Source organism: Jannaschia sp. Os4 (assembly GCF_016820245.1).
Classification (GTDB): Bacteria; Pseudomonadota; Alphaproteobacteria; order Rhodobacterales; family Rhodobacteraceae; genus Jannaschia.
Map to the genome: position 1 here is coordinate 246,867 of NZ_JAFCAR010000001.1, position 20,143 is coordinate 267,009.

Consider the following 20,143-nt stretch of genomic DNA (forward strand, 5'->3'; position numbering starts at 1 on the left):
CGCGTGGTGCCGCTGAAGGGACTCGAACCCCCGACCCCATCATTACGAATGACGTGCTCTACCAGCTGAGCTACAGCGGCAAGCCACGCGCCCGCGCCGTTTAGCGAGGCCCCGCGCCGGGGGCCAGCCCCAAATCGACCGGCCCCCGACGTTGCGGGCTCAGCTGCGCGAGGTGCCCGCCGTGGTGGGCGTCTCGTCCTGCGGCGCGGGCGGGCTGTCCCCGGCGGGAAGCGTCTCGAACCCCTCCTTGGCGTCGACGTCGGCCGTCGTGCCCACGACCTTCGGGTCCATCGGCCTCGGCGGCTCCGGTGCCCTGTGCGTCGCGGGCAGCGGCACCGCCGGTCGCGGCGCGGGCGCGACGGAGGGACCGGGAAGGGCCTCGGCCTTGGCCTCGGCGACGACCGGCGCCGACGGCTCCTCCGCGGCGGTCAGCAACGGCATCATCTCGGGCGCGAGCGCCGGAACCGCATCCTGCGTCACGCGCGCCTCGGTCCAGCCCAGCGAGTCGAACGCCTCGCAGTTGGTGCAGACCGGCACCCAGTGCCCGTGCACCGTCCCGCAGTTGTCGCACACCCACTGCGGGCCGCGCGACGCCGACAGCGCCTTGGTCAGCCAGGCCCGCACCACGTTCTCCGGCGCGCCCTCGCCCTTCTCGATCGCCGCCATCAGCGACAGGGCGCGGGCGGAGGGGTGCGTCTCGTGCGTGCTGCCGAGCGCCCGGCGCGCGCCGGGGAAGTCCTCGGCGGCGAGGTGCAGCTCCGTGTCGAGCATCCGGCTCTCCGGCGCCGAGGGGTCCAGCTTGAGCAGCGCGCCGAACCGCTTGATCCGGGCCTGCGGCGTCTCGCCGGGCTCGATGTCCGCGTAGGCCGCGGCGAGGTCGGGGTGGTGCGTCTTGGCCCACGCGGTGCGCAGCACCTTCGACGCGCGCCGCCCCTCCCCGGTCTCGATCAGCATCCGCGCCGCGAGCACCGCCGCCGGCACGAGCTCGGGCGACAGGCGGTTCGCCTCCAGCGCCTCGGCGCGGGCCTTGTCCGTCTCGCCCGCCGCCAGCCGCTCGCGCGCGTCCGCCAGCGTCAGCACCGCCTCGCGCCGCTTGTAGACGTCCTTCGGCAGCACCCCGGACTTCAGCTTGGCCGTCAGCACGCGCCGGGCGCCGGCCCAGTCGCCCTCACGCGCCTGCATCCGGATCAGCGTGTCCTGGGTCTCGACATGGCCGGGCTTCAGCGCGAACGCCTTCTCCGCCAGCTTCATCGCCGTGTCGGTGCGGCCCGCGTCGAGCTCCTCGCGCAGGAGGCCGCGGATGCCCACGAACCGCGTCCTGTCGTTCTCGACGAGCTGCTTCCACTTCTCGCGCGCCTTCGGGACGTCGCCCGCCGCCTCGTGCGCCTGCGCCACCATCAGCGTGGTGACCTCGGGCCGGTTCAGCAGCTTCTCGGCCTTGTCCGCCTTGGCCATCGCCTCGCGCGGCTCGCCCGCCGCGAGCGCGATCATCGCGTCGCTCAAGGCGTCGTAGCCCCGCCGCTCCCGCGAGCGGGCGAAATGGCGGCTAATCGCGGTCTCGTCGCCCGCGAGGAAGCGGAACACGGCCCAGAGCAGCTTCAGGAGCTTCAGCGCGATCCACGCGCCGACCATCAGCGCGACGAGGGCGAGCAGCGCGATCAGCGGGGACAGGACGTATTCCGTGCCCGCCAGCGTGACGACCACCGACCCGGAGGCCGCGAGCAGCCAGCGCGCGCCCAAGGCGAGCACCGCCACGAGCGCGAAGAAGGCGAGGATCTTGAACAGGGTCCAGAGCATGTCACTCCCCCTCTTGGTTGGCGGCGGGGGAAGCGAAGTCGTCGAGGGCGGCGAGCGCGGCGACCCGCGCGCGCGCTTGCGCGGTCCAGCCGTCCAGTTCGGCGGCGGCGGCCTCGGGCAGGGCCTCGATCTCGGTCAGGGCCTCCCCGATCTCGCCCGCCGCGACGGCGGCGTTCGCGCGGCTGAGCACCGCCTCGGGGTCGTCGCCCGTCCGCGGCTCCAGCGACCGGGCGCCGAGCTGCGCGCGGAGGAACCCGCCGACGCCCCCGCCCCCCGGATCGGCGGCGCGGGCGGCGCGGAGGGCGGCGCGCGCCGCGTCGTCCCACTGCTCCTGCAGCATCGCGACCGAGGGCACCCCCGTCTCCGCGAAGGCCGCGAGCGCCTCGGGGGCCGCGGCCTCCATCTCGGCCAGCGCGTCCGCGTAGGGCCGGCCCGTGCTCACCGCCAGCGCGAGCCGATCGCGCAGGGCGTCCGCCGCGCTCGCCTCGGCGGCGGCGGCGTTGGCGAGCGCCTCCTCCCGCAGGCCCGCAACGCGCTCCTCCACCGCGGCGACGCGGTCGGGCAGGTCCGCGACGCCGTCCGGCAGGGCGGGCAGCGCATCCACGCGCGCGCCCAGCTCCGCGACGGTGGCGGGAAGGGCGGCGACCTCCTCGGGCAGTTCGGGCGGCCCGACGGCGTCGAGCCGGGCGGAGAGCGCATCGAGATCGGCGCGCAGGGCGGCGACCGCCTCGGGCTCGGCGCCCCCCTCGGCGGCGGCGGCGGGCGCGGCCTCCAAGGCGGCGATGCGCGCCTCCAGCGGGGCCGGATCGAACCCGTCCTCCCCCTCGGCGGGCAGGGCGTCGAGCCGGGCCGCGAGGTCGGCCTGCGCCGCCTCCAGCGCGCTCAGGTCGGGCGCCTCGGCGGCGGGCACGGCGTCGAGGTCGGCGCGCAGGGCGGCCAGCTCGGCCTCCAAGGCCGCGACGCGCGCGTCCCCCGGCCCCTCCGTGCCCTCGTCGGCGGGGAGGAAGGTCGCGGCGGCCCATCCGATCCCGCCGGCGACGAGGCCCCCGAGGACCAGCGGCACGAAGCCCGACCCGCGCCGCTCCACGACCTTCTCCACGGGGCGGTCGGTCCGTTCGGATGCGGCCGGGACGGCGGCCACGGCGGGGATCGCGGTCGCGGCGGCGGCGGTGGCTCCGTCGACCCGGGACGGCGCGTCGTCCTTCGCCGCGTCCCCGTCCGCCGACGCCGCGACGGCATCCGGAGACTCCAGCGCGGGATGCGATTCGGGGGCGATGGGGATCGCGGTCTCGGACCTCGCCTTCTCGGCCCCCGCCTCGACCGGGTCGGGGGTCGGGTCGGCCGGGACGGGCAGCGTGGCGTCGCCCGCCTCGGCGCCCCCGGCCGCGGGCGTCGTCTCGTCGACCACCACGGCATCCTCGACCTTGGGCGCCTCGGGCACGGCCCCGTCGTCGCGCGGAGCGCCCGCCGTCGAGGGCTTGGACGTCCCGGCCTTCGCGGCGCTCGCCTTGCGTGTGGTCGAGCGGCCCGTGCCGCCCGTGCTTCCAGTCGTCTTGCGCGCCACGCCCGTCCTCCGTCCCGGCCCGCGCCGCGCGAACCGTCCAATCCCCGATATAGCGGCCCTCCCCCTCCCTCAACCGCCCCGTTCGCGCCACGCCGCCTCGATCCCGTCGAGCATGGCGGCCCCGTCGGGGCGGGCGGCGATGCGGACGGTCGCGGCGGGGGGACACGCGGCGGCGGCCTCGGCGCTGATGGCGAGGAGCGTCACGTGGGACAACGCGGCGGGGGGGATTTCGTTGCCCAGCAGGCGGGCGGCGCGCGGCGAGTAGACCGGCGCGACCACCGCCCCGCCGAAGGCGCGCCGCCCCTCCGCCGACAGGGGCCGCGCCGCTTGGCCGTAGACCACCGCCGCGCCGGCCCGCAGGCCCCGGGCCCGCAGCCGCTCGACCAGCCCGCCACGCGCGACCTCGCCGCGCAGATGGGTGAGCGCGGGCGCGTCGACGGGGACGGCCTCGGCCAAGGCGGCCGCGTCGGGGGCGTGCCCCCGGACGTCCAGACCGGCCGCCCGCGCGTCGGCGGCCGTGCGGGGGCCGACGCACCAAGCGGGCCGCGCCGTCCCGTTGCCCGAGGCGGCCCACGCCGCCACCGCGTTCCGCGACGTCAGCAGCAGCCCGCCCGCCACCGGAGGCACCGGGCGCAGGTCGATCTCGATCAACGGCGCCACCACGACCGGCCCGACCCCCCGCGCGGCCAGCGCGGCGGCGGTCTCCTCGGAGCGGGCGCGGGGGCGGGTCAGCAGGACGGACGGCATTCCTCACGTTGTCATGGGGGCGGGGCGGGTGCTAGCGCCTGCCCATGTTGGCCTTGGGCATCGAGAGCAGTTGCGACGACACCGCCGCCGCCGTGGTGTCGGGCGACCGCCGCATCCTGTCGAACGTGGTGATGGGTCAGACGGAGCTGCACGCGGCCTTTGGCGGCGTCGTCCCCGAGATCGCGGCCCGCGCCCATGCGGAGAAGGTGGACCTCGCCGTCGAGGCCGCGCTGGCCGAGGCTGGCGTCGCGCTGCGCGATCTCGACCTGATCGCCGCGACCGCCGGGCCGGGCCTGATCGGCGGCGTCCTCGCCGGGACGATGTGCGCCAAGGGGATCGCCGCGGCGACGGGCACGCCGGTCGTGGCCGTCAACCACCTCGCGGGCCACGCGCTCACGCCGCGCCTGACGGACGGGATCCCCTTTCCCTACATGGTGCTCCTCGTGTCGGGCGGGCATTGCCAGTTCCTCCGCGTCGACGGCCCGCGGTCCTTCCATCGCCTCGGCGGCACCATCGACGACGCGCCGGGCGAGGCGTTCGACAAGGTCGCCCGCCTCCTCGGCCTCCTGCAGCCCGGCGGCCCCTCGGTCGAGCGCGAGGCGGCGCGGGGCACCGCCTCCATCCCCCTGCCCCGCCCTCTCCTCGACCGCCCCGGCCTCGACCTCTCGTTCTCCGGCCTCAAGACCGCCGTGCTCCGCGCCCGCGACGAGGCGCTGGTGGAGGGCGCCCTGCCCCGCCACGCCCGCGCCGACCTCTGCGCCTCGTTCCAAGCCGCCGTGGCCGAGGTGCTGGCCGAGAAGACCCGCCGGGCGCTCTCCGCCCATCCCGTCGCCCATCTCGCCGTCGCGGGCGGCGTGGCCGCCAACGCCGCCCTTCGCGCGGCGCTCGAGGGCGTCGCGGCGCAGGCCGGCGCGGCCTTCCTCGCCCCGCCCCTGCCGCTCTGCACCGACAACGCGGCGATGATCGCCTGGGCGGGGATCGAGGCGCGCCGCGCCGGCGCGGCGCCCGACCCGCTCGACTTCCCCGCCCGCCCGCGCTGGCCGCTGGACGGCGCCGCGCGCCCCATGCTCGGCAGCGGCAAGCGGGGGGCCAAGGCGTGAGCGGGCGGATCGCCGTGATCGGCGCGGGCGCGTTCGGCGCGGCGCTCTCCGTCGCGTGGGCCGGGGCCGGGCGCGACGTGACGCTCTGGGGCCGCGACGCGGCGGCGATGCGCGCGGCCCAGCGCACCCGCCGCCTGCCCCGCCTGCCGGACGTCGATCTGCCCGACCGCATCCGCTGCGTGGCGGATCTCGACGAGGCGGCAGACCCGGCCTCGACTGGCTGCACGGTCCTCGCCGTCCCGATGCAGGCGCTCGCGCCGACGCTGGCGCGCCTGCGGATCGATCCCGCCACCGCCGTCGCCGCCTGCAAGGGCCTCGAGACCGGCACCCTGCGCGGCGCGACCGCCATCCTCGCCGAGGCCCTGCCCCGCGCCCGCGTCGGCATCCTCTCCGGCCCGTCCTTCGCCGCCGACGTCGCGCGCGGCCTGCCCACCGCGCTGACCCTCGGGATGCGGGACGCCGCGGACGTGCAGGATCTGCTCTCCACCCCTGCCCTGCGCCTCTACCGGACCGACGACGTCGTCGGCGTCGAGTTGGGCGGGGCGCTCAAGAACGTCACCGCGATCGCCTGCGGCGCGGCCATCGGCGCGGGCTTGGGCGAGAGCGCGCGCGCCGCGCTCATGACCCGCGGCATGGCCGAGACCGCGCGGCTGGCGGCGGCACTGGGGGCCGACCCGCGCACCCTGTCCGGCCTGTCGGGCTTGGGCGACCTCGCGCTGACCTGCGCCAGCCCGCAGTCGCGCAACTTCGCCGCCGGCCTCGCGCTCGGGCGGGGCGCGCCGCCGCCCGACGCCACCACCGAGGGCGTCCACACCGTGCGCGCCGCGCTCGACCTCGCCGCGCGCCACGGGGTCGAGATGCCCGTGGCCCGCGCCACCGCCGCCCTGCTCGACGGCACCACGACCATCGGCGGCGCGGTCGACGCGCTGCTGTCCCGCGACCTGACCACGGAGTGACCCCATGCTGACCGTCCTCATCTGCACCGACCGCGACGGCGCGCTTCAGACCCGGCTCGACAACCGCGAGGCGCATCTCGCCCACCTGAGGGCCGATCCCCACGTGGTGCAGGCCGGCCCGACCGTGAACGCCGCCGGCGACATGGCCGGCTCGATCATCGTGTTCGCCACCGCCGACCGCGCCCACGTCGAGGCCTTCGCCGCCGCCGACCCCTACGCCCGGGCGGGCCTGTTCGCCGACGTGCGGATCGAGACGTGGAACCGGGTGATCGGCTGATGCGGCACTGGCTCTTCAAGTCGGAGCCCGAGACGTGGTCGTGGGACCAGCAGGTCGCCCGTGGCGACGCGGGCGAGGAATGGGACGGGGTCCGCAACCACCAGGCCCGCAACGTCATGCGCGAGATGGCGGTGGGCGACCTCGGCTTCTTCTACCACTCGGGCAAGGCGCGCGAGATCGTGGGCGTCGTCGAGGTGATCGCCGAGGCTCATCCCGATTCGACCGCCGACGACCCGCGGTGGACGTGCGTGGACATCCGCGCGCTGCATCCGCTTGCCTCCCCCGTGACCTTGGCCGCGATCAAGGCCACGCCCGCCCTCGCCGGGATGGCCCTGCTGCGCCAGCCGCGCCTGTCCGTGCAGCCGGTCGGGCCGGAGGAATGGTCCGTCGTCAACGCGTTGGGGGGCGGCGGAGGCTGACGCCGCGCCTCCGCGGAAAAGCATCGTTTCCTTGACTGGATTAACGTTTCGTTCACAGGTCGGCCCGACCGGGGGAGCGTCCTCCGACGCGATGGAAGGATTCGTCTCATGGATTTCGGTGCCGCACTCGCCCTCGAAGGGCTCCTCTTCCTGGGTGTGGGCGCCCTGCTCGTCAGCCTCTTCAGCGGCGGCGGCGACGATGACGACGACAACGACCGCGACGACGCGCCCGACGAGGTCGAGGAGACGCCGGACCTCGCCGGCACGGACGGGGACGACGTGCTCACGGGCGGCGCCGAGGGCGACCTGATCGACGGCGGGCTCGGGGCGGACACCCTCGACGGCGCGGACGGCGACGACACCCTGCGCGGACGCGAGGGCGACGACCTGCTGCTGGGCGGCGAGGGCGACGACCGCGCGCTCGGCGGGGCGGGCGACGACGAGATCAACGGCGGCGCGGGCGCCGACGTCCTGATCGGCTTCGACGGCGCGGACCTCCTGCGCGGCGGTGCCGGGCAGGACACGCTCGACGGCGGGCGCGACGACGATCGGCTGCTCGGCAACGAGGCGCGCGACGTGCTCAACGGCGCGGGCGGCGACGACGAGCTGCTCGGCGGCAACGGCAACGACGTGCTGCGCGGCGGCGACGGCGCGGACCTCCTGCTCGGCGGCGACGGCGACGACAACGCCGTCGGCGGGACGGGCGACGACCGCCTGTTCGGCGGCACGGGCGACGACCTCGTGGCCGGCTCCGGCGGCGACGACGTGGTCAACGGCGGCACGGGCGACGACACGGCCTTCGGCGGCGCGGGCGACGACACCGTGCAGGCGGGCTTCGGCGACGACCTCATGTTCGGCGGCGGCGGCAGCGACCTGATGACGGGCGCGACCGGCGACGACACGATCTGGGGCGACGACAGCGTCGCGCCGGGCGAGGAGGGCGCGACCGGGCCCGCGGGCGACGACACGATCTTCGCCGGCGGCGGCGACGACCTCGTCGTGGCGGGCGACGGCGACGACGACGTCAACGGCGGCTTCGGGTCGGACTCGCTGCAAGGCAACGACGGCGACGACCTGCTTAACGGCGCCAACAGCGCGGGCGGGGGCAACGACCCTGACGTGCTGGAGCTGTTCTCCGACACGCTGGAGGGCGGCGCGGGCGACGATACGCTCGTGGGGGCCACCGGCGACGTGCTGACCGGCGGCGAGGGCGCCGACACGTTCCGCCTCTTCGGGGCCGACCCGGCGCAGGCGGCGACGATCACAGACCTCGCCGAGGAGGACACGATCGAGCTGGCGGTCGCGACGGGCGCCGAGGTGACCGTCGAGGACGACGACGACGACGCCGTGATCCGCGTCGACGGGGCGATCGTGGCCCGCGTCACCGGCGGGGCGGGCCTTTCGGTGGATGACCTGTCCGTGACCGAGGGCTCCGAGGCGACCTACGACCGGCCCGAGCCGGAGGAGCCGGGCGCCCCCGAGGGCGAGGGCGAGGCCCCCGTCGAGGGCGAGGATCCGGCTGAGGGCGGCGCCGATCCGGCCGATCCTGCCGAGGAAGAGGGCGAGGAGGTCGAGGAGGCCGTCGTCGTGGACGGCGAGGCCGCGGAGGCCGCCGCCGACGGCGGCGCGATGCTCGCGGCCAACGACGAGACCACCGCCGCCTGACCTCCCGGTCCGGCGCGACCGCGACGCCCGCCCCCTCCGGGGCGGGCGTCCGCACGTCCGGCCCCGCCCGCGCGGCCCTTGCCCGCGCGCCCGGGCGGGCCTAACCCCCGCCCGACCCGAGCGGAGGCCCCCATGACCCAGACCGACGACCGCCTGATCGTGGCGCTGGACGTGCCCGATGCCCTGACGGGGCTCGCGCTGGCCGAGCGCATCGGTGACGCCTGCGGCTTCTACAAGGTGGGGCTGGGCCTGCTCACCGGCGGGGGCCTCGCGCTCGCGAACGAGCTGAAGGACGAGCGCGGCAAGCGCACCTTCGTCGACCTCAAGCTCTTCGACATCGGGGCCACCGTCGAGGCGGCGGTGCGCGGCCTCGCGCGGTTCGGGCACGACTTCCTCACGGTCCACGGAGACCCGCAGGTCGTGGCCGCCGCCGCGCAGGCCAAGGGCGACACCAAGATCCTCGCCGTCACGATCCTCACCTCGCTGGACCGCGCCGACCTCGACGCCGCGATGATCGCGCCGGGCGACGTGGCCGACATCGTGGTGGGGCGCGCCGCGCGGGCGCTCGAGGCGGGCGCGGACGGAGTCATCGCCTCCCCGTGGGAGGCGGCGGCGATACGGGCGCTGCCGCAGGCGGCGGGCCGCCTCATCGTGACCCCCGGCGTCCGGCCGGCCGGGGCGGCCGTGGGGGACCAGAAGCGGGTCGCGACCCCCGGGGCGGCGATCGCGGCGGGGGCCGATCACGTCGTGGTGGGCCGTCCGATCCACGGGGCCCCGAACCCCGCCGGGGCGGCGCGCGCCATCCTCGACGCGCTGCCCGCGCGCTAGTCGGTCGCGACCACGGCGGCGGGGGCCGTCGCCCCGACGCGCGCGACGTCGTCGCCCGCCGCGCCGAGCAGCCAGAACAGCAGCAGCGCACCGATCACCGCCGCCAAGGCGACGAGCAGGAGCGGCGTGCGGCGGCGGGCCTGCGGATAGCTGTCATGCCCATTGATCCGGCCCTCGACGGGCGCGGGCTCGGCGGGGGAGACCACGGCCCCCGCGCTGCGCGAGGCGGCGATGTCGGGCGTGGGCGAGGCCGCGACGGGATCGCGCGGCGTGCGCGGCGGGGCCGCGCCGGTATCGGCATGGGTCATCGGGACGCTCCGTTTGCAGGTGGACCGGGAACCCGCGCCGGAAGCGGCGGTTCCGCCCCGCCGCCCGAATCAGCCGTCGTCGAGGAGGATCGCCTCGTCCGCCTCCGGCACCTCCCGGTCGGGGACGGCGAAGCCGAAGAGGGCGAGGGCGAGCAGCGCGATCAGGCCGACGCCGATCCAGATGGCCACGCCGCCGCGGCGGCTGCGGGCGGGCGGACGGGAATCTGTCATGGAGGCCTCCGGGGGTCGCGCGTGTCGCGGGGCGAACGCGGCACGAGGGCGCGCGTTCCCCGCCCGCGGCCCCGACCCGCCGTCAGTCGCGGACGAAGACCGCCTCGATCTCGGCGTCGAGCCCGCCGAGGACCGGGGTGGCCTGCGCGGTCAGCCACACGGTCCCGAGCGCGAGGCAGACGATCCCCGCCACGGTTCGCATCCCGCTGCCCCGATGCGGGGCCGGTCGTCTCGGGCGCGTCCGGTCGGGGGGCGTGGGGGACATGGGGCGGCTCCGTGTCGGAGGGTTCGCATGGGAACGTCCCGCTGCCGCGGGCGGTTGCCCGTCCGGCGTGGCCAAGCGCCCTTGCGGGAATGCAGGACCGTTCCCCCCGCGCGCCGGAGCGGGTATCACGTCCCTCCCATGCCCGCCCTCTGCCGCGCCTGCCTCCACGCCTTCGACGCGCCCGCCGCGGTCCGCTGCCCCGCGTGCCGCAGCCCGCGCGTCACGGCCCATCCGGAACTCTGGGACCTCTCCATCGCGCACATGGACTGCGACGCCTTCTACGCCAGCGTCGAGAAGCGCGACGACCCGTCCCTCGCCGACCGCCCCGTCATCATCGGCGGCGGGCGGCGCGGCGTGGTCTCGACGGCCTGCTACGTCGCCCGCCTGCGCGGCGTCCGCTCCGCCATGCCGATGTTCCAGGCGCTGCGCCTGTGCCCCGACGCCGTGGTCCTCAAGGGCCGCATGTCCCTCTACGTCGAGGTCTCCAAGGCGATCCGCGCCATGATGGAGGAGATGACCCCCGCCATCGAGCCGCTCTCGCTGGACGAGGCGTTCCTCGACCTGTCGGGCACCGCGCGCCTCCACGGCCAGCCCCCGGCCGTGATGCTCGCCCGGCTCGTGGACCGGATGGAGCGCGAGTTGGGGATCACCGGCTCGGTCGGCCTCGCGCCCAACAAGTTCCTCGCCAAGATCGCCTCGGACCTCGACAAGCCGCAGGGCTTCTCGATCATCGGGCGGGCCGAGGCCGGGACGTTCCTCGACCCCAAGCCCGTGGGGATCATCTGGGGCATCGGCCCGTCCGCGCGCGAGTCCCTCGCCCGCGCGGGCATCCGCACCGTGGCCGACCTCAAGCGGTGGGAGCGCAAGGCCCTGATCGAGCGCTTCGGCAGCCAAGGCGACCGGCTCTGGCACCTCTCGCGCGGCATCGACCACCGGGGCGTGAAGCCGGACCGGGCGGTCAAGTCGATCTCCAAGGAGACCACGCTCCACGCGGACGTGGCCGACCGCGCGGTGCTGGAGGCGCACCTGTGGCGCCTCGCCGAGCAGGTCGCCGACCGCGCCAAGGCGAAGGGCCTCGCGGGCCGCACCGTCACGCTCAAGCTTAAGCGCGCCGACTTCAAGCTCGCCACCCGCCGCCACGCGCTGCCCGAGCCCACGCAGCTCGCCGACCGCATCTGGCGCGAGGCGGTGGCGCTCATGGCCGCCCATCCCGATCCCGGCCCCTTCCGCTTGGTGGGCTGCGGCCTGTCGGAGATCGGGCCGGAGGCCGGGGCCGACCGCGCGGACGACCTCCTCGACCCCGGCGCCGCCGCCCGCGCCAAGACCGAGCGGGCGACCGACGCGCTGCGGGCGCGCTTCGGGGAAGGGATCATCGTGAAGGGCCGCGCCCTGCGCTGAGACGCTACTCCGCCGCGACCCGACCGCGATGGGCGCGCCCGATCTCGCAGATGCGCGCCATCGCCTCGCCGATCCGCTGGCGCATCCCATCGAACGCCGCGCCCCGCCGCACCTTGGCCTCGTCCATGTAGAGCGCCCGGTCGATCTCGACCTGCAGGGCATGCCGCCCCCGCGCCGGATCGCCGTAGGCCTGCACCACGTAGGCCCCCGCGAAGGGCGCGTTGCGCGCCACCCGGAAGCCGAGGTCGCGGAACACCGCCTCGGCCGCGTCCACCACCTCGCCCGCCGCCGACGCGCCGAAGCGGTCGCCCAGCACGATCTCCGGCGGCTGCCCGCCCGGCCCGGCGACGTGGGCGATCGCCTCGTGGGGCATGGAATGGACGTCGATCAGGATCGCCTGCCCCTCGCGGGCGTAGGCCTCGTCCATCAGGCGGTGCAGGGCGTCGTGATAGGGCTGCCAGACCTGCTCGATCCGCGCGCGGGCCTCCTCGCGGCTGATCTTGCCCGAGTAGATCGCCCGCCCCTGCGCGACCACGCGGGGGATGACTCCGAGGCCCGACGACACCCGCGGGTTGGTCCCGCCCTTGGGCACGTCCCGGACCAAGGCCGGGTCCAGCTCCTCCGGGGCGCGGTTCAGGTCCACGAAGGCGCGCGGCACCTCCGCGGCCAGCAGCGGCGCGCCGTGCGACGGCACGTCCTGCAGCAGCAGGTCCACGAAGGCGTCCTCGGAGGAGCGCAGCGCCACGTCATCAAGCACGCTGTCGCGGCGCAGGTGCCAGTCGTAGGCTCGGCCGGAATGGGGGGACGCGACGACGACGGCCGTGTCCGGCACGGCGGGTCGGGTCAGCGTGAACGGGCGTCGCGTCATGTCCCTCGGTTCCACCGCTCGGCGTCAATGAAATACTCGGCGCGGGAGCTGGCCGATAGCCCCCTTGCGGGCCTTCGACAAAGCGCTTAGGGACCCGCCCACCAATGCGCCTCCGGCGGCTGGGGTTCCAGTCTCGGGCGCGCAAAGGCGGGCGATTAGCTCAGCGGTAGAGCACTTCGTTGACATCGAAGGGGTCACTGGTTCGATCCCAGTATCGCCCACCACGCCGCACTTTCCGCAGGAAAGTGTCGGCACCCTCCACCGGGGACCCGGCCCCGGCACTTTCCAAGGGAAAGTGTCCGGTTCTGAGCGCCCTGCGTCCCACCCGGGACGGCCACGCAACCAAGGCGCATCGCCGCGCCGCGACCGAAGGAGAGACCCATGAAGGTCCGCAACTCCCTCCGCTCGCTCAAGCAGCGCCACCGCGATTGCCGCGTCGTGCGCCGCAAGGGCCGGGTCTACGTGATCAACAAGACCCAGCGCCGGTTCAAGGCCCGCCAAGGCTGAGACCGCCGCGAGACGGAATTCGGACGGGTCGCCCCTCGGGGCGGCCCGTTCGCGTTCCGGGAACCCGCGTCGCCATTTGCCTCCCCCCGCCCGCTCTGCCACCACGCGCCCGGAAGGAGGCCCCCATGTCCGACACCCTCGCCCGCTACCCGTCCCTCTCCGGCCGCGCCGTCCTGATCACCGGCGGCGCGTCGGGCATCGGGGCCGAGATGGTTCGCGCCTTCGCCGCCCAAGGCAGCACGGTGGGCTTCCTCGACCGTGACGCCGCCGCGTCCGAGGCCGTCTCGCGGGAGACCGGCGCCGCCCACGCGCTCTGCGACCTCACCGACATCCCCGCCACCCGCGCCGCCATCGACGCCCTGCGCGCGCGCACCGGCCCCTTCCACGTCCTCGTCAACTCCGCCGCCCGCGACGACCGCCACGACTGGCGGGACGTCACCCCCGAGTACTGGGACGAGCGGCAGGCCACCAACCTGCGCCACCAGTTCTTCGTCACCCAAGCCGTCGCCCCCGACATGATCGAGGCCGGCGGCGGATCCATCGTGAACCTCGGCTCGAACTCGTGGTGGGAGGCGGGCGGCGGCTTCCCGGCCTACGCCACCGCCAAGGCCGCGGTGCACGGCCTGACCCGGACGATGGCCCGCGACCTCGGCGACCACCGCATCCGCGTGAACTGCGTCGTGCCCGGCTGGATCATGACCCAGCGGCAGAAGGACCTCTGGGTCACGCCCGAGGCGATCGAGAAGCACCGCGCCCGCCAGTGCCTCCCCGACCTCGTCCAGCCCGCGGACGTGGCCCGCATGGTGCTCTTCCTCGCCTCCGACGACGCGAGGGCGATCACCGCCAGCAACTTCTTCGTCGATGGAGGATCGGTGTGATGGACAAGATCGGATTCGTGGGCGTCGGCCTGATGGGCCACGGCATGGCGGCCTCGATGCGCCGCGCGGGGCACGAGGTGACGGTGATCGCCCACCGCAACCGCGCGCCCGTGGACGACCTCGTGGCGATGGGCTGCGCCGAGGCCGACGGCCTCGAGGCCCTCGCCGCGGCCTCGGACGTCGTCCACATCTGCGCGCCCGCCTCCCCGCAGGTGGAGGCCATCGTGGAGGGCCTGATCCCCGGCCTGCGCGACGGCGCCATCGTGGTCGACTGCTCCACGGCCAACCCGGTCTCGACCGTCGCCTTGGCCAAGAAGTTGCGCGCCCGCGGCGTCGAGATGGCCGACGCGCCTCTGGGCGGCACCCCGGCGCAGGCCGAGGAAGGGCAGCTCGCCACCATGGTCGGCGCCACGCCCGAGACCTTCGCGCGGCTCGAGCCGATCCTGGCGACATGGGCCGGGGCGGGCGTCGCCCATCTCGGCGAGGTCGGCACCGGCCACCGCATGAAGCTGCTGAACAACTTCCTCGCCATGGGCTACGGCGCGATCTACGCCGAGGCGCTGGCGCTCTCCCGCTCCGTCGGCATCTCCATCGAGCAGTTCGACGGGGTCATCCGCGGCAGCCGGATGGACTGCGGCTTCTACCGGACCTTCATGGGCCACGCGCTCGAGGGGAACCGCGAGAGCCACAAGTTCACGCTCCGGAACGCGACCAAGGACATGCGCTACCTCGCCGCCATGGCCGATGCGGCGGGCGTCCCGAACCCGGTCGGCTCGGCGGTCAAGAACAGCTACGCCGCCGCCCTCGCGGCCGGGGGCGACGGGCCGGAGGACTACGTCCCGCACCTGACCGACTGGGTGGCCGAGGCGGCGGGCCTCGACTGAAGCCCGTACGGGCCGCCGTGCACCGCGCCACCTTGCCCGCGACCCGTGCCGCGCCCTAGCCTCCTTCCCCGGAGGCCCCCATGCGCGCGACCGTCCCGCTCCTCGCCCTTCTCCTCGCCGCGCCCGCCGCGGCGCAGGACGCGCTGCCCCACCTCCTGATCGAGCCGGTCGAGGGCGGGCTGCGGATTGTCGCGGGCGCCACCAACCGCACCGGCGCCCCCCTCGACGCCGTGCTGGAGGTGACGCGCGCCCGCGGCGGGACCACCTCGCGCAGCCGCCAAGCCGTCCGCGTCCCGCCCGGCACGGACGCGGCCTCCCTCTCGACGGTCACGGTGGGCGGGTCGGGCGCGCTCTCGGCCCGCCTCACCCTGTCGCGCGACGGCGAGGTCGTGGCCGTCGCGGAGACCGTCCTCTCCCCCTGAGCCACGGCCCGCCCCGGCGCGCCTTCGCCTCGCGGGAGATGCCTCGGGGGAGCCGCCGCCCGCCGGCGGGGGGCGGGGCACCCTGATTCGGCGTCCGTCCCGCACCATCCGTGCCGTGGAAGCGCCGGACGGTGCGTCGGCCGCCCGTATGCACGGCGTATGCACGGCGTATGTACGGGGGGTGCACGGGGGGCGCCCCCTGCGAACGCTACGCCATGCCGCCTTGACCCCGCCCCGCTCGGGGTCGCGTCACGCCGCCGGCCAGCCGCCGATGGCGCGCACCTCGAGGAAGTCCTCCAGCCCCCAAACGCCGCCCTCGCGCCCGTTCCCGGACTGCTTCATGCCGCCGAAGGGCGACCCCGCCGAGCGTCCCTTGCCGTTCATGTCCACCATCCCCGTCCGCAGCAGCCGCGCCACCCGCCGCGCCTTCTCGGGGTCGGTGGTCTGCACGTAGGAGGTCAGCCCGTAGGGCGTGTCGTTGGCGATCTCGATGGCCTCTTCCTCCGAGTCGAAGGGCATCATCGACAGGACCGGGCCGAAGATCTCCTCGCGCATGATCCTCATATCGTTGGTGCAATCGGCGAAGACCGTCGGCCGCACGAACCAGCCGCGGTTCACCCCCTCCGGGCGGCCCACGCCGCCCGCCACCAGCCGCGCGCCCTCGTCGATGCCCGCTTGGATCAGGACCTGCACCTTCTCGAACTGCGCCGCGCTCACCAGCGGCCCGATATGCCGCCCCGCCTCCGACGCCGCGTTCACCTGCGTCGCCTCGGCGGCGGCGGCGGCCTGCTCGACGGCCTCGTCGTAGCGCGACCGCTCGACCAGCATCCGGGTCGGCGCGTTGCAGGACTGGCCGGTGTTGTTGAAGCAGCGGATCACCCCCTGCTTGACGGCCTTGGGGTCGGCATCCGCGAACACGATGTTCGCCCCCTTGCCCCCCAGCTCCAGCGTCACGCGCTTGATCGTCTCGGACGCCGCCTTCGTGATCAGGCGCCCGGCCCGCGTCGAGCCGGTGAAGGACACCATGTCCACGTCCTCGTGGCTCGACAGCCGCGAGCCCACGCCCGCGCCGTCCCCGTTCACGAGGTTGCACACGCCCGCGGGCACCCCCGCCTCGTGCAGGATCTCGAAGAAGAGCATGGCCGAGAGCGGCGACAGTTCCGACGGCTTGAGGATCGAGGTGCAGCCCGTGGCCAGCGCCGGAATCACCTTGAGCGTGATCTGGTTCATCGGCCAGTTCCACGGCGTGATCAGCGCGCAGACGCCGATCGGCTCGTGGATGATGTGGGTGGCGGTGTCGTCGGGCTTGTAGGGATGCTCGAAATCGAAGTCGCGCAGGGCGTCGATGAACGCCCCGAGGTGGAACGACCCAGTCCCCGACTGCTGCGTCCGGGACATGTCCACCGGCGCGCCCATCTCGCGCGAGATGACGTCGCCCATCTCGTCGGAGCGGCGGGCGTAGACGGACTGGATGCTCTCCAGCAGGTCCAGCCGCTCGGCCTTGGAGGAAAGGCGCCACTTGGGGAACGCCGCCTTGGCGGCGGCCACGGCGCGGTCGGCGTCCTCGGGACCGCCGTTCGTGATGGTGGCGAAGGCCTCCTCGGTCGAGGGGTCGTGGACCGGCATGTCCGTCCCGTCGACCGGATCAACCCAAGCTCCGTCGATGTAGAATTGGCGCGCGTCCTGCATGGTCGTCCTCCCGTTTGGGCGACCGCTACGCCGGTTGCCCGGCGGCGTCACGGGGGGACGGCGCGGAAGCGGTCAGTGCCCCCCGTCGAAGTGCTCCGGGTCCGCCGGATAGACGCCCAGCACGTCGAGATGGTCGGTGAAGTAGTCCAGCTCCTCCAGCGCGCGCCTGAGCGGCGGATCCTCGGGGTGGCCCTCGACGTCGGCGTAGAACTGCGTCGCGGTGAAGGCCCCGTCGATCATGTAGCTCTCGAGCTTGGTCATGTTCACGCCGTTCGTCGCGAAGCCCCCCATCGCCTTGTAGAGCGCGGCAGGGATGTTCCGCACCCGGAACACGAAGGTCGTCTTGACCATGCCGCCCGGCGGGGGCGCGGCCGCCTCGCGGGCCATGGTGACGAAGCGGGTGGTGTTGTGGCCGTGGTCCTCGATGTCGCGGGCCAGCACCTCCAGCCCGTAGGTGCGGGCCGCCAGCTCGGAGGCCAGCACCCCCTCGCCCTCGCCGCGCCCGCCCTGCGCCAGCTGGCGCGCGGCCCCCGCGCTGTCGGCGGCGGCCACCGGCTCGATCCCGTTCTCGCGCAGGAACGCCCCGCATTGCGGCAGCAGCACGAGATGCGCCCGCACCCGCCGCACGTCCGCGAGCGCCGTGCCCGGCCGCGCCATCAGCGCGATGCGGACCCGCACGAAATGCTCGCCCACGATCCGCAGCCCGGACTCGGGCAGAAGGCGGTGCACGTCCGCCACCCGCCCGTAGGTCGAGTTCTCGACGGCGATCATGGCCATGTCGGCGCGCCCCTCGCGCACGGCTGCGAGCGCGTCCTCGAAGGTCGCGCAGGGCAGCGGCTCCATCTCGGGGTGCGCCTCGACGCAGGCCTCGTGGCCGTAGGCCCCGAGTTCGCCTTGGAATGCGATGTGGCCCATGAAACCCCTCCCCCGGTCGCGCGTTCGGTCGCACGGGGTATCCCTTGCCGAAGGGGGGCGAAACCCCATACATGCGCCCCGACCGAGTAGACCGGGCCGCCCGCGCCCGACCGACGACACGAGAGAGGCCCGAATGGACACCATGACGATCACCAAGGCCGGCGGCGCCTTCTGCGGCGCGCTGCTGATCTTCCTGCTGGGCGTCTGGGCGGCCGAGAGCCTGTATCACGTGGGGCACGAAGGCCACGGCGACGAGGTGGCCATGGGCTACCTGATCGAGGTCGAGGAGGAGGGCGGCGCGACCGAGACGGCCGAGGCCGAGCCCGAGATCCCCTTCGAGGAGGTCTACGTGAACGCCTCCGCCGAGGCGGGCGAGGGCCTGTGGCGCCAGTGCTCGGCCTGCCACAAGCTCGACGGCTCGAACGGGACGGGCCCCTACCTCAACGGCGTCGTGGGCCGGGACAAGGGCGCGGTCGAGGGCTACAGCTACTCGGGCACGCTGGCCGAGATGGAGGGCGACTGGACGCCCGAGAACATCTCCGGCTTCCTGCTGAACCCCAAGGAATATGCGCCGGGCACCAAGATGGCCTATCGCGGCATGGCCGATGTGGAGGACCGGGCGAACCTGATCGCCTATCTCGCCTCGCAGCAGTGAACCGACGCGGGCCGCGCGCCCGCGACCGGGACGAAGGGGCTCGTGCCGGCGACGGCGCGGGCCCCTTCGCGTCGGAGGGTCCGTCGTGCCGTGCGGCCGACACCCCCCGGTGACGGAGGGTGCCTGCGGCCACCGGAGCGCATGGGGCGACGGCGCGGTCCTAATGCCCGCCGTCGAGCGTGCCCGTCCGCACGCCGTAGTTCGCCGCGACCCCGTAGGTCGGGTCGTCGGCCTGCTGCACCACGAGCTGCCCCGCCCGGCGCAGGAGCCGCTGGCAGTCGCGGCTCAGGTGGCGCAGCTCGATCCGCTTGCCCACCGCCTCGTACTTGGCCGCCACCGCGTCGATCGCCTGCAGCGCCGACTGGTCCGCCACCCGCGAGCGGGCGAAGTCCACGACCACGAGGTCGGGGTCGCCCTCGGGGTCGAACATCTCTTGAAAGCCCGTGGCCGAGCCGAAGAAGAGCGGCCCCTCCAACTCGTAGTACTTGGCGCCGTTCTCGCCCACGTGAGTGTTGGCGCGGATGCGGCGCGCGTTCTCCCACGCGTAGGCCAGCGCCGAGACGATGACGCCCACCACCACCGCGATGGCGAGGTCGGTTAGCACGGTCACCACCGTCACCAGCACGATCACCACCGCGTCGGTGCGGGGCACCTTGCGCAGGATGGTCAGCGAGTTCCACGCGAAGGTGCCGATGACGACCATGAACATCACGCCCACGAGCGCCGCCAAGGGGATACGCTCGATCAGGGGGGCCGCCACGAGGATGAAGGCCAGCAGGAACAGCGCAGCCGAGATGCCCGACACCCGCGTGCGCCCGCCCGACTTCACGTTGATCATCGACTGCCCGATCATCGCGCAGCCGCCCATGCCGCCGAAGAAGCCGGTCACGGTGTTGGCCGCGCCCTGCGCAATGCACTCTTGGCTGGCGCCGCCCCGCTGGCCCGTGATCTCGCCCACGAGGTTCAGGGTCAGCAGCGACTCGATCAGGCCGATGGCGGCGAGGATCATCGCGTAGGGCAGGATGATCTGCAGCGTCTCCAGGTTCAGCGGCACCAGCGGCAGGTGGAACTGCGGCAGGCCGCCCGCGATGGAGGCCATGTCGCCCACGGTGGGCGTCGGCAGGCCGAGGCCGATCACGATCAGCGCCGTCACCGCGATGCCCGCCAGCGGCGCGGGGATCGCCGCCGTGAGCTTGGGCAGCCCCCAGATGACGCCCATGGTCAGCGCGACCAGCCCCAGCATCAGCGCGATGTCCTGCGGCGGCAGCCATTGCCCGTCGCTCGTGCGGAACTGCGTGAGCTGGGCGAGGAAGATGACGATGGCCAGACCGTTCACGAAGCCCAGCATGACGGGGTGCGGCACGAGGCGGATGAACTTGCCCCATTGCAGCAGGCCCACGGCGATCTGGATGATTCCCATCAACACGACGGTGGCGAAGAGGTACTCCACCCCGTGCTGGGCCACGAGGGAGACCATCACGACCGCCAGCGCGCCCGTCGCGCCCGAGATCATGCCGGGCCGCCCGCCGAACAGCGCCGTGATGAGCCCCACGAGGAACGCCGCGTAGAGGCCCACCAGCGGGTTCACCCCGGCCACGAAGGCGAAGGCCACCGCCTCGGGGACGAGGGCCAGCGCGACCGTGAGGCCCGCGAGGATCTCGATCCGGAAGCGCGCGGGCGTCAGCGGGTCGGTCGGCGCGAGGCGCAGGTCGGGGCGGAAGCGGGCGGCGAGCGCCGCCCATGGCTGGTCGGTGGAGGCCATCGGGTGTC

Annotated in this window: 22 protein-coding genes and 2 tRNA genes; 13 read left to right on the forward strand and 11 right to left on the reverse strand. The window is 74.6% G+C overall.

Translation table 11 applies throughout. The annotated features are described in order from the left end of the window. Positions 1 to 4 precede the first annotated feature (4 nt). The 4 genes from JQC91_RS01210 to JQC91_RS01225 all read right to left on the reverse strand — a co-directional run bounded on the left by JQC91_RS01210 (position 5) and on the right by JQC91_RS01225 (position 4,108). A tRNA-Thr gene (locus JQC91_RS01210) sits at positions 5 to 80 on the reverse strand. 79 nt (positions 81 to 159) lie between these two features. After that, positions 160 to 1,797 (reverse strand): heme biosynthesis HemY N-terminal domain-containing protein, encoded by a 1,638-nt coding sequence (locus JQC91_RS01215; RefSeq protein WP_203284952.1) that lies wholly within the window; start codon positions 1,795 to 1,797, stop codon positions 160 to 162. A 1-nt stretch (position 1,798) separates the two neighbouring features. Then, complete coding sequence (locus tag JQC91_RS01220) at positions 1,799 to 3,361, reverse strand: hypothetical protein (protein ID WP_203284953.1); 1,563 nt, start codon at positions 3,359 to 3,361, stop codon at positions 1,799 to 1,801. A gap of 69 nt (positions 3,362 to 3,430) precedes the next feature. Next, complete coding sequence (locus JQC91_RS01225; RefSeq protein WP_203284954.1) at positions 3,431 to 4,108, reverse strand: uroporphyrinogen-III synthase; 678 nt, start codon at positions 4,106 to 4,108, stop codon at positions 3,431 to 3,433. 44 nt (positions 4,109 to 4,152) lie between these two features. Here JQC91_RS01225 and tsaD point away from each other — a divergent pair, with 44 nt between their 5' ends. The 6 genes from tsaD to pyrF all read left to right on the forward strand — a co-directional run bounded on the left by tsaD (position 4,153) and on the right by pyrF (position 9,353). Further along, complete coding sequence (gene tsaD / locus JQC91_RS01230; protein WP_203284955.1) at positions 4,153 to 5,208, forward strand: tRNA (adenosine(37)-N6)-threonylcarbamoyltransferase complex transferase subunit TsaD; 1,056 nt, start codon at positions 4,153 to 4,155, stop codon at positions 5,206 to 5,208. Next, positions 5,205 to 6,164, forward strand: a complete 960-nt coding sequence (locus JQC91_RS01235; RefSeq protein WP_343069880.1) for an NAD(P)H-dependent glycerol-3-phosphate dehydrogenase — start codon at positions 5,205 to 5,207, stop codon at positions 6,162 to 6,164. Before tsaD ends, JQC91_RS01235 begins: the two co-directional genes overlap by 4 nt. Positions 6,165 to 6,168: 4 nt before the next feature. Continuing rightward, the gene (locus tag JQC91_RS01240; RefSeq protein ID WP_203284956.1) at positions 6,169 to 6,441 is read left to right on the forward strand and encodes a YciI family protein; all 273 of its coding nucleotides are present in this window, start codon (positions 6,169 to 6,171) and stop codon (positions 6,439 to 6,441) included. Beyond that, positions 6,441 to 6,860, forward strand: a complete 420-nt coding sequence (locus tag JQC91_RS01245; RefSeq protein WP_203284957.1) for an EVE domain-containing protein — start codon at positions 6,441 to 6,443, stop codon at positions 6,858 to 6,860. The genes JQC91_RS01240 and JQC91_RS01245 overlap by 1 nt, the downstream gene beginning before the upstream one ends. Before the next feature lie 108 nt (positions 6,861 to 6,968). Then, a complete protein-coding gene (locus JQC91_RS18080; protein ID WP_203284958.1) occupies positions 6,969 to 8,525 on the forward strand; it encodes a calcium-binding protein in 1,557 nt (518 codons plus the stop codon). A 132-nt stretch (positions 8,526 to 8,657) separates the two neighbouring features. Beyond that, on the forward strand, positions 8,658 to 9,353 hold the full coding sequence (pyrF, locus tag JQC91_RS01255; protein WP_203284959.1) for an orotidine-5'-phosphate decarboxylase: 696 nt from the start codon (positions 8,658 to 8,660) through the stop codon (positions 9,351 to 9,353). Here pyrF and JQC91_RS01260 read toward each other — a convergent pair. From JQC91_RS01260 to JQC91_RS01270, 3 genes are all read right to left on the reverse strand, one after another. Beyond that, a complete protein-coding gene (locus JQC91_RS01260) occupies positions 9,350 to 9,661 on the reverse strand; it encodes a hypothetical protein (protein ID WP_203284960.1) in 312 nt (103 codons plus the stop codon). The genes pyrF and JQC91_RS01260 overlap by 4 nt on opposite strands. Positions 9,662 to 9,730: 69 nt before the next feature. Then, the gene (locus JQC91_RS01265) at positions 9,731 to 9,892 is read right to left on the reverse strand and encodes a hypothetical protein (protein ID WP_203284961.1); all 162 of its coding nucleotides are present in this window, start codon (positions 9,890 to 9,892) and stop codon (positions 9,731 to 9,733) included. Positions 9,893 to 9,974: 82 nt separating this feature from the next. Next, positions 9,975 to 10,157, reverse strand: a complete 183-nt coding sequence (locus JQC91_RS01270) for a hypothetical protein (RefSeq protein ID WP_203284962.1) — start codon at positions 10,155 to 10,157, stop codon at positions 9,975 to 9,977. Positions 10,158 to 10,295: 138 nt separating this feature from the next. Between JQC91_RS01270 and JQC91_RS01275 the strand changes: the two genes are divergently transcribed. Next, the gene (locus JQC91_RS01275; RefSeq protein ID WP_203284963.1) at positions 10,296 to 11,555 is read left to right on the forward strand and encodes a DNA polymerase IV; all 1,260 of its coding nucleotides are present in this window, start codon (positions 10,296 to 10,298) and stop codon (positions 11,553 to 11,555) included. A gap of 4 nt (positions 11,556 to 11,559) precedes the next feature. Here the strand turns inward: JQC91_RS01275 and JQC91_RS01280 are convergent, their stop codons facing one another. Beyond that, entirely contained in the window at positions 11,560 to 12,423 is an 864-nt protein-coding gene (locus JQC91_RS01280; RefSeq protein WP_203284964.1) for an N-formylglutamate amidohydrolase, read from the reverse strand. A 149-nt stretch (positions 12,424 to 12,572) separates the two neighbouring features. Here JQC91_RS01280 and JQC91_RS01285 point away from each other — a divergent pair. The 5 genes from JQC91_RS01285 to JQC91_RS01305 all read left to right on the forward strand — a co-directional run bounded on the left by JQC91_RS01285 (position 12,573) and on the right by JQC91_RS01305 (position 15,114). Continuing rightward, a tRNA-Val gene (locus JQC91_RS01285) sits at positions 12,573 to 12,647 on the forward strand. Positions 12,648 to 12,804: 157 nt separating this feature from the next. Next, positions 12,805 to 12,930 (forward strand): type B 50S ribosomal protein L36, encoded by a 126-nt coding sequence (gene ykgO, locus JQC91_RS01290; protein WP_010141322.1) that lies wholly within the window; start codon positions 12,805 to 12,807, stop codon positions 12,928 to 12,930. Positions 12,931 to 13,055: 125 nt separating this feature from the next. Then, positions 13,056 to 13,808: an SDR family oxidoreductase gene (locus tag JQC91_RS01295; protein WP_203284965.1), complete on the forward strand. Its 753-nt coding sequence runs from the start codon at positions 13,056 to 13,058 to the stop codon at positions 13,806 to 13,808. Then, positions 13,808 to 14,692: an NAD(P)-dependent oxidoreductase gene (locus JQC91_RS01300; protein ID WP_203284966.1), complete on the forward strand. Its 885-nt coding sequence runs from the start codon at positions 13,808 to 13,810 to the stop codon at positions 14,690 to 14,692. Before JQC91_RS01295 ends, JQC91_RS01300 begins: the two co-directional genes overlap by 1 nt. 80 nt (positions 14,693 to 14,772) lie before the next feature. Continuing rightward, on the forward strand, positions 14,773 to 15,114 hold the full coding sequence (locus tag JQC91_RS01305; RefSeq protein WP_203284967.1) for a hypothetical protein: 342 nt from the start codon (positions 14,773 to 14,775) through the stop codon (positions 15,112 to 15,114). 249 nt (positions 15,115 to 15,363) lie between these two features. Here JQC91_RS01305 and JQC91_RS01310 read toward each other — a convergent pair whose 3' ends face one another. Both JQC91_RS01310 and JQC91_RS01315 read right to left on the reverse strand, forming a co-directional pair. Continuing rightward, positions 15,364 to 16,803: an aldehyde dehydrogenase family protein gene (locus JQC91_RS01310; RefSeq protein WP_203284968.1), complete on the reverse strand. Its 1,440-nt coding sequence runs from the start codon at positions 16,801 to 16,803 to the stop codon at positions 15,364 to 15,366. A 72-nt stretch (positions 16,804 to 16,875) separates the two neighbouring features. Beyond that, entirely contained in the window at positions 16,876 to 17,718 is an 843-nt protein-coding gene (locus JQC91_RS01315; RefSeq protein ID WP_203284969.1) for a prephenate dehydratase, read from the reverse strand. Positions 17,719 to 17,851: 133 nt separating this feature from the next. Here JQC91_RS01315 and JQC91_RS01320 point away from each other — a divergent pair, with 133 nt between their 5' ends. After that, positions 17,852 to 18,373 (forward strand): cytochrome c family protein, encoded by a 522-nt coding sequence (locus JQC91_RS01320; RefSeq protein ID WP_203284970.1) that lies wholly within the window; start codon positions 17,852 to 17,854, stop codon positions 18,371 to 18,373. A gap of 160 nt (positions 18,374 to 18,533) precedes the next feature. Here JQC91_RS01320 and JQC91_RS01325 read toward each other — a convergent pair whose 3' ends face one another. After that, positions 18,534 to 20,135 carry a SulP family inorganic anion transporter gene (locus JQC91_RS01325; protein ID WP_203284971.1) on the reverse strand — a complete coding sequence of 534 codons (1,602 nt, stop codon included), beginning with the start codon at positions 20,133 to 20,135 and terminating at the stop codon, positions 18,534 to 18,536. Between the last annotated feature and the right edge of the window lie 8 nt (positions 20,136 to 20,143).

Bases quoted from the DNA above. Each gene is read 5' to 3' on its own strand.
- JQC91_RS01215 (WP_203284952.1), bottom strand. From the start codon at position 1,797: ATGCTCTGGACCCTGTTCAAGATCCTCGCCTTCTTCGCGCTCGTGGCG.
- pyrF (WP_203284959.1), top strand. From the start codon at position 8,658: ATGACCCAGACCGACGACCGCCTGATCGTGGCGCTGGACGTGCCCGAT.
- JQC91_RS01260 (WP_203284960.1), bottom strand. From the start codon at position 9,661: ATGACCCATGCCGATACCGGCGCGGCCCCGCCGCGCACGCCGCGCGAT.
- JQC91_RS01295 (WP_203284965.1), top strand. From the start codon at position 13,056: ATGTCCGACACCCTCGCCCGCTACCCGTCCCTCTCCGGCCGCGCCGTC.
- JQC91_RS01320 (WP_203284970.1), top strand. From the start codon at position 17,852: ATGGACACCATGACGATCACCAAGGCCGGCGGCGCCTTCTGCGGCGCG.
- JQC91_RS01325 (WP_203284971.1), bottom strand. From the start codon at position 20,135: ATGGCCTCCACCGACCAGCCATGGGCGGCGCTCGCCGCCCGCTTCCGC.
- JQC91_RS01240 (WP_203284956.1), top strand. From the start codon at position 6,169: ATGCTGACCGTCCTCATCTGCACCGACCGCGACGGCGCGCTTCAGACC.
- JQC91_RS01315 (WP_203284969.1), bottom strand. From the start codon at position 17,718: ATGGGCCACATCGCATTCCAAGGCGAACTCGGGGCCTACGGCCACGAG.
- JQC91_RS01300 (WP_203284966.1), top strand. From the start codon at position 13,808: ATGGACAAGATCGGATTCGTGGGCGTCGGCCTGATGGGCCACGGCATG.
- JQC91_RS01225 (WP_203284954.1), bottom strand. From the start codon at position 4,108: ATGCCGTCCGTCCTGCTGACCCGCCCCCGCGCCCGCTCCGAGGAGACC.
- JQC91_RS01265 (WP_203284961.1), bottom strand. From the start codon at position 9,892: ATGACAGATTCCCGTCCGCCCGCCCGCAGCCGCCGCGGCGGCGTGGCC.
- JQC91_RS01280 (WP_203284964.1), bottom strand. From the start codon at position 12,423: ATGACGCGACGCCCGTTCACGCTGACCCGACCCGCCGTGCCGGACACG.
- JQC91_RS01305 (WP_203284967.1), top strand. From the start codon at position 14,773: ATGCGCGCGACCGTCCCGCTCCTCGCCCTTCTCCTCGCCGCGCCCGCC.
- JQC91_RS01275 (WP_203284963.1), top strand. From the start codon at position 10,296: ATGCCCGCCCTCTGCCGCGCCTGCCTCCACGCCTTCGACGCGCCCGCC.
- JQC91_RS01270 (WP_203284962.1), bottom strand. From the start codon at position 10,157: ATGTCCCCCACGCCCCCCGACCGGACGCGCCCGAGACGACCGGCCCCG.
- JQC91_RS01245 (WP_203284957.1), top strand. From the start codon at position 6,441: ATGCGGCACTGGCTCTTCAAGTCGGAGCCCGAGACGTGGTCGTGGGAC.
- ykgO (WP_010141322.1), top strand. From the start codon at position 12,805: ATGAAGGTCCGCAACTCCCTCCGCTCGCTCAAGCAGCGCCACCGCGAT.
- tsaD (WP_203284955.1), top strand. From the start codon at position 4,153: ATGTTGGCCTTGGGCATCGAGAGCAGTTGCGACGACACCGCCGCCGCC.
- JQC91_RS01310 (WP_203284968.1), bottom strand. From the start codon at position 16,803: ATGCAGGACGCGCGCCAATTCTACATCGACGGAGCTTGGGTTGATCCG.
- JQC91_RS18080 (WP_203284958.1), top strand. From the start codon at position 6,969: ATGGATTTCGGTGCCGCACTCGCCCTCGAAGGGCTCCTCTTCCTGGGT.